Here is a 10,104-nt window from a genome sequence, read left to right as displayed (position 1 = left end):
CCGCCTGGCTCCCCGACGCCCGCCTCAACGCCCCCGGCGCCGCCGACATGAAGGCCGGCCTGTCGCTGATGCTTGCCGCTCTCCGCGCCGTCGAATCCACCCCCGCCGCGGAACGCTTCGGCTATGAGGTGGTGATCAACTCGGACGAGGAGACCGGCTCCTGCGCCTCCGCCGCGCTGATCGCGCAGGCCGCAAAAGGCAAGGTCGCCGCCCTGACCTATGAACCTGCGCTCCCCGACGGCACGCTCGCCGGCGCGCGCGGCGGCACCGGCAATTTCTCGATCGTGGTGCGCGGTCGCAGCGCCCATGCCGGCCGCAATCCCGAGGAGGGCCGCAACGCGATCGTCGCCGCCGCCGATCTCGCGCTGCGCCTCGCCGCGGCCAGGGGTGACGGCCTCGCCGTCAACCCCGCCCGCATCGAGGGCGGCGGGCCCAACAACGTCGTGCCCGATCTCGCCATCCTGCGCGTCAACTTCCGGCCCGCCTCGGTCGAAGCGATCGCCCGCGCCGCTGCGCTGGTGGAAACCGCTGCTGCCGAGGTCGCCGCCGCCCACGACGTCCACGTCCATGTCCATGGCGGCTTCAACCGCCCGCCCAAACCGCTCGACCCCGGTGCCGAGCGCCTGTTCGGACTGGTCAGGCAAGCCGGCGCCGATCTCGACATCCCCGTCGCGTGGAAGGCCACCGGCGGGGTGTGCGACGGCAACAACATCGCCGCCTGCGGCGTGCCCGTGGTCGACACCATGGGCGCGCGAGGCGGCGCGATCCACAGCGCGGAGGAATTTCTGATCCCCGAAAGCCTGCCCGAGCGCGCCGCGCTCTCCGCCCTCACCATCCTGCGCATCATCGAGCGGGGCCGCGTATGAGCTTCCTGATCCGCCCGGCGCGCGAGGACGACCTCCAGCCGCTCTACGAGATGGCCAAGCTCACCGGCGGCGGCTTCACCAATCTGCCGCCCGAGAAGCCGGCGCTGCTCGCCAAGCTCGCTCGCAGCGCCGCCGCCTTCGCGCGCACCGACGACTCGCTCAAGGACGAGCTGTTCGTGCTGGTACTCGAGAACACCGCCACCGGCGAGGTCCGCGGCACCTGCCAGATCTTCACTCAGGTCGGCCAGCGCTGGCCCTTCTACAGCTACCGCATCGGCACCGAGACCAAGCACAGCGAGGCGCTCGAACGCACCTTCCGCGCCGAGATCCTCAGTCTGGTCAACGACCTGGAGGGGTGCAGCGAGGTCGGCGGGCTGTTCCTCCACCCCGGCGAGCGCGCCGGAGGCCTCGGCATGCTGCTCGCGCGCAGCCGCTATCTGTTCATCGCGATGCACCGCGCGCGCTTCGCCGACCGCATCCTCGCCGAGCTGCGCGGGGTGATCGACGAGGCGGCCGGCTCGCCTTTCTGGGACGGCGTCGCGGGCCGCTTCTTCGGCATGAACTTCCAGCAGGCCGATGAATTCAACGCGATCCACGGCAACCAGTTCATCGCCGACCTGATGCCCAAGCACCCGATCTACACCGCGATGCTGACCGAGAGCGCACGCAGCGTGATCGGCCTGCCCCACCCCTCGGGCCGCGCCGCGATGCGCATGCTCGAGACCGAGGGCTTCGCGTTCGAGAACTATATCGACATCTTCGACGGCGGCCCGACCATGACCGCGCGCACCGATCAGGTGATGACCGTCCGCGATTCCCGCTCCGATAAGGTCGCCGCGCTGGCCGAGGGCGGCACGCCCAGCATCGTCGCGCGCGGCCTGCTCGGCGACTTCCGCGCCTGCCACGGGCGCGTCGGCTTCGCCGATGGCGGCATCACGCTCGACCAGGCCGCCGCGACGACGCTCGGCATCGAGCCGGGGCACGAGGTGCGCCATGCCCCGCGTTGAGATCAACTTCGACGGCATCATCGGCCCCAGCCACAATTATGCCGGCCTCAGCCCGGGCAATCTCGCCGCGACGCGCAACCAGGGCGCGGTGTCTCAGCCGCAGGCTGCCGCGCTGCAGGGCATCGCCAAGATGCGCGCCAACCTCGCGCTCGGGCTGCACCAGGGCATCCTGTTGCCGCACGCCCGGCCCGACCATCGCTGGCTGGAGACGCTCGCGACCAGCTACGCCGACGCCGCGCCGCATCTCCAGGCCCAGGCGCTGTCCGCTTCGGCGATGTGGGCCGCGAACGCCGCGACGGTCTCGCCGGCGCCCGACACCGCAGACGGCCGCTGCCACCTCTCGGTCGCCAATCTCGTGACGATGCCCCATCGCAGCCACGAGTGGCCGGAGACGCTCGCCCAGCTCCGCCTCGCCTTCGCCGACGACGCCTTCCGCGTCCACGGCCCGGTGCCCGCCCCGTTCGGCGACGAGGGTGCCGCCAACCATATGCGCCTCTGTCCGGAGCATGACGCGCCCGGCGTCGAGATTTTCGTCTACGGCATCTCCGGCGGCCCCTTCCCTGCGCGCCAGCACCGCGAGGCGAGCGAAGCGGTCGCCCGCCGCCACCGCCTCGATCCGGCACGCACCTTGTTCGTCCAGCAGTCCGCGGAAGCGATCGCCGCCGGCGCCTTCCACAACGACGTCGTCGCCGTCGCCAATGGCCGCGTGCTGTTCGCCCATGAGCAAGCGTTCGCCGACAAGGATGGCTTCCACGCCGACCTCCGCCGCCTGATGCCCGAGGTCGAGATCGTCGAGGTTCCGGCGTCCGCGGTCAGCCTCGCCGACGCCATCTCGTCCTATCTCTTCAACGCGCAGCTCGTGACCCTGCCCTCGGGCGAGACCGCGCTGGTCCTCCCCACCGAGGCGCGCGAGACGCCCAGCGTATGGGCCTGGCTCGAAGCGCATGTCGCCGGCAACGGCCCGATCCGGCATCTCGAGGTGGTCGATGTCCGTCAGTCGATGGCCAATGGCGGCGGCCCCGCCTGCCTGCGCCTGCGCGTCGTCGCCGACCCCGCGACGGTCGATCCGCGCTTCCTAGTCGACGACGCCAAGCTCGACCGCATCGCCGCGCTGATCGAGACCCATTGGCCCGAGATCGTCGCGCAGGACCAGATCGGCGATCCCGCGCTCATCGCCCGGATCGAGGCCGCCCGCACCGCGCTGCTCAACGAACTCGGAACTGTCGAATTAATTGACAGGTAACCATATCCGTTAACGCGGAGTCGGCCTTTTCCGCCGCTGGTCCGGTTCTTGCGTTAACTTGGGCATGTGGTCGCGCCTCAAACGCCTGTTCACGATCAAGACCCGCTTCGAAGCGTTCATGGTGATCTACGCGCTCGGCGTCGGCGCGGTCGATCGTGGCATCCACTATCTGGAACAGTATCCCGGCGCCGGCGGCTGGATGCTGTTCGCCGCCTGCCCCGTCGCGGTGTTCATGGCCGGTGCGCGGATCCTCGACTCGCTCGACGCCGGCCTCGACTGAGCTATTCGAACTCGAGGATCGCGGCGTCCACCGCCAGGCTCTCGCCCGCGCCGAAATTGACCGCCTTCACCACGCCCGATTTCTCGGCGCGCAGGATGTTCTCCATCTTCATCGCCTCGACCACAGCGAGTGGTTGCCCCGCTTCAACCTTGTCGCCCACCGCGACCTCGACACGCGTCAGCAGCCCCGGCATGGGCGCGAGCAGGAAGCGGCTCATGTCGGGCGGGATCTTCTCGATCATGTGCTTCGCCAACTCGGCCACGCGCGGGCGATAGACCTCGACGCGATGCGCCGCGCCGCGCGTGGTCAGCACCCAGCCCGTGCGCGTCTTCGCCACGCGCACCGCCAGCTCGCCATCGTCCGAGCGCGCCACCGCGATCCGATCGCCCGGGTTCCACTCGACGCTGCCTTCGATCAGCTCGCCATCGACGATCGCGCCGTCGCCCAGCGTCACCTCGTGCGCGATCGCGCCCATGTGCACCACCCAGTCGCACGGCGTCGGCGGCATCGCGCCGAGCTGGCCCGAGATCAGCGAGGCGCGTTCGGCCTGCCGCCAGCTCAGCGCCGCCGCGATCGCCGCCAGCCGTCGCGTAAGCCCCGCATCGGCCGGCGCGCCCGCGAACCCCTCGGGATATTCCTCGGCGATGAACCCGGTGGTGAGAGCGCCTTCACGGAAGCGCGGATGCTGCATCAGCGCCGAGAGGAAATCGATATTGTTGCCCAGCCCCTCCAGCTCGAACCGGTCGAGCGCCGCAACCTGCAGGTCCGCCGCCGCATCGCGCGTCGCGCCCCAGGTGACGAGCTTGGCGATCATCGGGTCATAGAACATGCTGACCTCGCCCCCCTCGGCGACGCCATCGTCGACGCGGACATAGCCGTCGCCGCCGACCTCGCCATAGGGCGTGTCCTGCGCCGCGGGCGGGCGGTAGCGCACCAGCCGCCCGGTCGAGGGCAGGAAGCTGCGGTACGGGTCCTCGGCATAGATGCGGTTCTCGATCGCCCAGCCCGTGAGCGTCACATCGTCCTGCCCGAAGGCGAGCTTCTCGCCCGCCGCGACGCGGATCATCTGCTCGACCAGGTCGAGCCCGGTGATCGCCTCGGTCACCGGATGCTCGACCTGCAGCCGCGTGTTCATCTCGAGGAAGTAGAAGCCGTCGCCGGTCTTGTCCGCGCCGCTGACGATCAGCTCGACCGTGCCCGCGGAATAGTAGCCCACCGCCCGCGCCAGTGCGACCGCCTGTTCGCCCATCTTGCGCCGCATCCCGGGCGTGACGAAGGGCGACGGCGCTTCCTCCACCACCTTCTGGTGTCGCCGCTGGATCGAGCATTCGCGCTCGCCGAGATAGACGATGTTGCCATGCTGATCGCCGAGCACCTGGATCTCGATATGGCGCGGCTGCTCGATGAACTTCTCGATGAACACACGGTCGTCGCCGAAGCTCGCCAGCCCCTCGCGCTTGGTCGCCTCGAAGCCCTCGCGCACGTCCTGCTGGCTGTACGCCAGCCGCATCCCCTTGCCGCCGCCGCCGGCGGAGGCCTTCATCATCACCGGATAGCCGATCTCCGACGCGATCCTGACAGCCTCGTCGGTATCCGCGATCTCGCCCAGATAGCCGGGCACGACGTTGACGCCCGCTTCCTTGGCCAGCTTCTTGGACTCGATCTTGTCGCCCATCGCCGCGATCGCACTGGGCGGAGGCCCCACGAACGCGATCCCCGCCTCCGCGCACGCCCTGGCGAAGCTCTCGCGCTCGGACAGGAAGCCATAGCCGGGATGGATCGCGTCCGCGCCCGTCGCCTTGGCCGCGGCGAGGATCAGCTCGGCCTTGAGGTAGCTTTCCGCCGCCGGCGCCGGCCCGAGCCGCACGCTTTCGTCGGCCATCAGTACGTGCGGCGCGCGCGCGTCGGCATCCGAATAGACCGCGACGGTCGCGATCCCCATCCGCTTGGCGGTGCGGAAGACGCGGCAGGCGATCTCCCCGCGATTGGCAACCAGGATCTTCTTGAACATTGCGGCCCCTATTGCCTCGGTTGCGGATAAAGCTCGCGGATCGCCGCGAGCGCGGCGCCGTGATAGATGGTCGCGTGCGTCTCTTGCGGACGCGGCGCATAGGTCCATTTGAGGCTTCCGGGCGCCTTGTCCTTGAGCAAAGCAGCAAAGGGCGCGACGCCCATCCCCTGCTCGTTGGCGACGGTAAGCCACAGCTGTCCGCGTGCCTTGGACAGCAGCGACGGCGCAGCCTTCACCAGCGCCTCATTGTCCCACCACAGGCTCGGGCTGATCGCGATATGGGTGTCGAAGAGGCCCGGCGCGCGCAGCATCGTCTCGACGACGAACAGCCCGGCGAGCGATTCTCCGATCAGCGCATTTTCACCACTGGTGCGGTAGTTCTTCTCGACCCATGGCTTGACCTCGTCCGCGATGAAGCGGCGGAAACGCTCGGACTGGCCCGCGGTCGGGTAGTCCGCCTTGAGCTTGGCATCGGTCACGACCGCAAAGGCCAGCTCGTTGCGCCGATCGACCGTCTCGATCCCCACCACGATCACATCGCGCGTCGTCCCGACGATCGTGCCGAGCTGCGCCAGGCCCGAGATATGGTGGAAATCCTGCTCGATCCCGCCGTCGAGCAGGTAGATCACCGGGTAGCGCTGCGCGCCCTTCTCGTAGCCCGGCGGCAGCCACACGTTGATCGTCCGCGCCGCGCCCATCGTGGCCGAGTCGAGCTTGTAGGACTGGCCGATGACGATCGGCGTCCCCGCGGGTTGCGCCAACGCAGACATTGGCAGCAGAGCCAGCAACAGCGCCAGCAGCCGAATCACTCCGCCGCCTCCAGCTCGACCTTCACCTCGCCCTGCATCGCCTTCAGCCCGAGCCGGGCAAACAGCGCCGCGTCCTTGTCGTCGCCGGCATTGCCGGTGGTGAGCAGCTTGTCCCCAGTGAAGATCGAGTTGGCCCCCGCCATGAAGCACAGCGCCTGGGTCGAATCGCTCATGCTCTCGCGGCCGGCGCTCAGCCGCACCATGCTCTCGGGCATGGTGATCCGCGCCACCGCCACCGTGCGCACGAACTCGATCTCGTCGATCTTCGCCAGCGGCGTATCGGCCAGCATGTCGCCGAGTACCGTGCCCTTGACCGGCACCAGCGCGTTGACCGGCACGCTCTCGGGGTGCTTCGGCAAGGTCGCCAGCGCATGGATGAACCCCACCCGGTCGCCACGCGTCTCGCCCATCCCGACGATCCCGCCGCAGCATACGTTGATCCCCGCCTCGCGGACATGCTCGAGCGTCTCTAGCCGGTCCTCGAAGGTCCGCGTGGTGATCACCTCGCCATAGCGCTCGGGCGAGGTATCGATATTGTGGTTGTAATAATCGAGCCCGGCATCGGCGAGCATTGCCGCCTGCGTCTCGCTGAGCATCCCCAGCGTCATGCAGGTCTCCATGCCCATGCCGCGCACGCCCTTCACCATCTCGACGATGGCGGGCATGTCGCGGTCCTTGGGGTTGCGCCACGCCGCCCCCATGCAGAAGCGCGACGAGCCATTGTCCTTGGCCTGCGCCGCCGCCTGCAGCACCGCGCGCACATCCATCAGCTTGGTCGCCTTGAGCCCCGTCTCGGCATGGGTGGACTGGTTGCAATAGCCGCAATCCTCCGGGCACCCCCCGGTCTTGATCGAGAGCAGCGTCGACAGCTGCACCTCGTCCGCAGCGAACCGCGCGCGGTGCACGCTCGCCGCCTGGAACAGCAGCTCGGTGAAAGGCAGGTCGAAGAGCGCCGCGATCTCGTCGCGGGTCCAGTCGTTACGGGTCATTTGAGGTTCGCCGATGAAAAGGTTTGAATGAATGCGCCGAGACCGGCGGCGAGGAAGAAGGTCGCTGCTACCAGGCCGAGGCGAACGTTGCGCGCCATCTTGTCGCGCGGCACCGGCTTGACCTCGTGCGTCGCCAGCGCGCTCGCCATCAGCAGGCTGATCGCGCCGGCGATGCCGAGGCAGGCGAGCACGATGATCATGCGACGCATGTCGAGCTTCGGCCCTTCGCCATCGAGGAATGCGAACACGCCGCCGATCGATACCAGCGCCACGCCGGTCAGATGCTTGAAAAAGTCATAGGCGCGCGCGAACGGCGCGGCCTCGATAGGGTCGTCCCCGTCCGTCATTCGGCTGCTTCCTCCTCGGGCGGCAAATTGTGCCCGAGCAGCGTCAACACGTCTGCGGCGGCATTTACAAGGTTCGTGCCGGGTCCGAAGATCGCCTGCACCCCGGCATCGCGCAGGAACTGATAGTCCTGCGCCGGGATCACCCCGCCCGCGATCACCTTGATGTCGCCGCGGCCGGCATCCTTGAGGTGCCCGATCATCTGCGGGATCAGCGTCTTGTGCCCGGCGGCGAGGCTGGAGCAACCGACGATATCGACATTCTCGGCGACCGCCAGCTCGGCGGCTTCCTGCGGGGTCTGGAACAGCGGCCCCGGCACCACCTCGAACCCCAGGTCGCCGAACGCGGAGGAGACGAGGTTGGCGCCGCGGTCGTGCCCGTCCTGCCCCATCTTGGCGACCAGCATGCGCGGCTTGCGCCCCAGCCGCCGCTCCGTCGCCGCGACGCCGTCCTTGAGCCGCTCCCAGCGCACATCGTCGCCATAGGCGCCGCCATAGATGCCCTTGACCGGCGTCGGCACGGTGCCGTGACGCCCGAATACGTCCTCCATCGCGAGGCTGATCTCGCCAAGCGTCGCGCGATGCCGCGCCGCCTCGACCGCCAGCGCCAGCAAATTCTCGCTGCCCCGCGCGCCTTCGCGCAGCGCGTCCAGCGCCGCCTGGCACTTGGCCTCGTCGCGCTCCGCCTTGACCTTACGGAGGCGCGCGATCTGAGCGTCGCGCACCGCGTGGTTGTCGACGTCGAGGATGTCGATCGAGTCCTCCTCGGCCTTGCGGTACTTGTTGACCCCGACGATCACCTGCTCGCCGCGGTCGATCCGCGCGGCGGTGGCGGCGGAGGCCTCCTCGATCATCGCCTTGGGCCAGCCCGCCGCGACCGCCTTGGCCATGCCGCCCTCGGCCTCGACCCGCTCGATGATCGCCCACGCCTTGTCGACCAGCTCCTGAGTCAGCGCCTCGACATAATAGGAGCCGCCGAGCGGATCGACGACCTTGGTCATCCCCGTCTCTTCCTGGATCACGATCTGCGTGTTGCGCGCGATCCGGGCGGAGAAGTCGGTTGGCAGCGCGATCGCCTCGTCGAGCGCATTGGTATGCAGGCTCTGCGTCCCGCCCAGCATCGCCGCCATCGCCTCGATCGTGGTGCGGATGACGTTGTTGTACGGGTCCTGCTCGGTCAGCGACACGCCGCTCGTCTGGCAGTGCGTGCGCAGCATCTTGGAGCGCTCGTCCTTCGCGCCGAGTTGCGTCATCACGCGATGCCACAGCACCCGCGCCGCGCGCAGCTTCGCTACCTCCATGAAGAAGTTCATGCCGATCGCGAAGAAGAAGGACAGCCGCCCTGCGAACTTGTCGATGTCGAGCCCGCTCGCGACCCCGTATTTCACATATTCCATGCCGTCGGCGATGGTGAAGGCGAGCTCCTGCACCTGCGTCGCCCCGGCCTCCTGCATATGATAGCCGGAGATCGAAATGCTGTTGAATTTCGGCATGTTGGCCGAGGTATATGCGAAGACGTCCGAGATGATCCGCATGCTCGGCTCGGGCGGGTAGATGTACGTGTTGCGGACCATGAACTCCTTGAGGATGTCGTTCTGGATGGTCCCGTCGAGCTGGGCCTGAGGCACCCCCTGCTCCTCGCCCGCGACGATGAAGAAGGCCAGCACCGGGATCACCGCGCCGTTCATCGTCATGCTCACCGACATCTCGCCGAGCGGGATGCCGTCGAACAGGATCTTCATGTCCTCGACGCTGTCGATCGCGACGCCCGCCTTGCCGACATCGCCCGGCACGCGCGGATGGTCGCTGTCATAGCCGCGATGCGTCGCGAGATCGAACGCGACCGACAGCCCCTTCTGCCCCGCGGCAAGGTTGCGGCGATAGAAGGCGTTGGATTCCTCGGCGGTCGAGAAGCCGGCATATTGCCGGATCGTCCATGGCCGGCCGGCATACATCGACGCGCGCACCCCGCGCGTGAACGGCGCGAAGCCGGGCAGCCCCGGCTCCGCGGTCACGTCCTCCGCCGTATAGAGCGGCTTGACGTCGATCCCCTCCGGCGTGTGCCAAGTGAGGTCGCGGCCCTTCACTTCCTTGTCGGAAAGCGCCTTCCACGCGTCGAGATCCGGCTTGTCGGTCACTTGCCCTTGAACTCCGGCGGCCGCTTCTGGATGAACGCCATGACGCCCTCGCGGAAATCCTCGGTCTTTCCGGCGATCCGCTGGTGCTGCGCCTCGACGCTCAGCGTCTCGGACAGCGTCGAATTGAGCGCCGCCTTGACCTGCGCGCGGATCAGCCCGAGCGCGACCGTCGGCTTGGCGGCGAGCTTCGCGGCGATCTCACGCGCAGTCGCCATCAGCGCATCGTCCTCGACCACCCGCGCAACCAGTCCGGAATCGAACGCATCGTCCGCGCTCATCTTCTCGCCGAGCAGCGCCATCTCGAGCGCCTTGGCGCGCCCGGCCGACTTGGCGACCAGCCAGGTCGCGCCGCAATCGGGCACCAGCCCGATATTGCTGAAGGCGAGCAGCAGATAGGCCGACCTGGCCATCACCACG

Annotated in this window: 10 protein-coding genes; 4 read left to right on the top strand and 6 right to left on the bottom strand. The window is 68.4% G+C overall.

From position 1 onward, the window contains the following. From ABDV68_RS15785 to ABDV68_RS15770, 4 genes are all read left to right on the top strand, one after another. Positions 1-866: hydrolase (locus tag ABDV68_RS15785; RefSeq protein ID WP_343521058.1), on the top strand; the 866-nt coding region annotated here is incomplete at its 5' end. Then, on the top strand, positions 863-1,873 hold the full coding sequence (locus ABDV68_RS15780; RefSeq protein WP_343521057.1) for an arginine N-succinyltransferase: 1,011 nt from the start codon (positions 863-865) through the stop codon (positions 1,871-1,873). The genes ABDV68_RS15785 and ABDV68_RS15780, both read left to right, overlap by 4 nt. After that, positions 1,860-3,116: an N-succinylarginine dihydrolase gene (locus tag ABDV68_RS15775; protein ID WP_343521056.1), complete on the top strand. Its 1,257-nt coding sequence runs from the start codon at positions 1,860-1,862 to the stop codon at positions 3,114-3,116. The genes ABDV68_RS15780 and ABDV68_RS15775 overlap by 14 nt, the downstream gene beginning before the upstream one ends. Before the next feature lie 64 nt (positions 3,117-3,180). Next, positions 3,181-3,396: a hypothetical protein gene (locus ABDV68_RS15770; RefSeq protein WP_343521055.1), complete on the top strand. Its 216-nt coding sequence runs from the start codon at positions 3,181-3,183 to the stop codon at positions 3,394-3,396. Position 3,397: 1 nt separating this feature from the next. Here ABDV68_RS15770 and ABDV68_RS15765 read toward each other — a convergent pair whose 3' ends face one another. The 6 genes from ABDV68_RS15765 to ABDV68_RS15740 all read right to left on the bottom strand — a co-directional run. Further along, positions 3,398-5,407, bottom strand: a complete 2,010-nt coding sequence (locus tag ABDV68_RS15765) for an acetyl/propionyl/methylcrotonyl-CoA carboxylase subunit alpha (protein ID WP_343521054.1) — start codon at positions 5,405-5,407, stop codon at positions 3,398-3,400. An 8-nt stretch (positions 5,408-5,415) separates the two neighbouring features. Then, positions 5,416-6,216 carry an alpha/beta hydrolase-fold protein gene (locus tag ABDV68_RS15760; RefSeq protein WP_343521053.1) on the bottom strand — a complete coding sequence of 267 codons (801 nt, stop codon included), beginning with the start codon at positions 6,214-6,216 and terminating at the stop codon, positions 5,416-5,418. Beyond that, entirely contained in the window at positions 6,213-7,205 is a 993-nt protein-coding gene (gene bioB / locus ABDV68_RS15755) for a biotin synthase BioB (RefSeq protein ID WP_343521052.1), read from the bottom strand. The genes ABDV68_RS15760 and bioB overlap by 4 nt, the downstream gene beginning before the upstream one ends. After that, a complete protein-coding gene (locus ABDV68_RS15750; protein WP_343521051.1) occupies positions 7,202-7,552 on the bottom strand; it encodes a hypothetical protein in 351 nt (116 codons plus the stop codon). Before ABDV68_RS15750 ends, bioB begins: the two co-directional genes overlap by 4 nt. After that, the gene (scpA, locus tag ABDV68_RS15745) at positions 7,549-9,687 is read right to left on the bottom strand and encodes a methylmalonyl-CoA mutase (protein WP_343521050.1); all 2,139 of its coding nucleotides are present in this window, start codon (positions 9,685-9,687) and stop codon (positions 7,549-7,551) included. The genes ABDV68_RS15750 and scpA overlap by 4 nt, the downstream gene beginning before the upstream one ends. Further along, on the bottom strand, positions 9,684-10,104 hold a 421-nt coding region (locus ABDV68_RS15740), incomplete at its 5' end, for an enoyl-CoA hydratase-related protein (protein WP_343521049.1). The genes ABDV68_RS15740 and scpA, both read right to left, overlap by 4 nt.

Origin of the sequence: Sphingomonas sp. (genome assembly GCF_039595165.1) — a bacterium.
GTDB lineage: Bacteria > Pseudomonadota > Alphaproteobacteria > Sphingomonadales > Sphingomonadaceae > Sphingomonas.
This window is presented reverse-complemented; position numbering and strand designations above follow the sequence as displayed.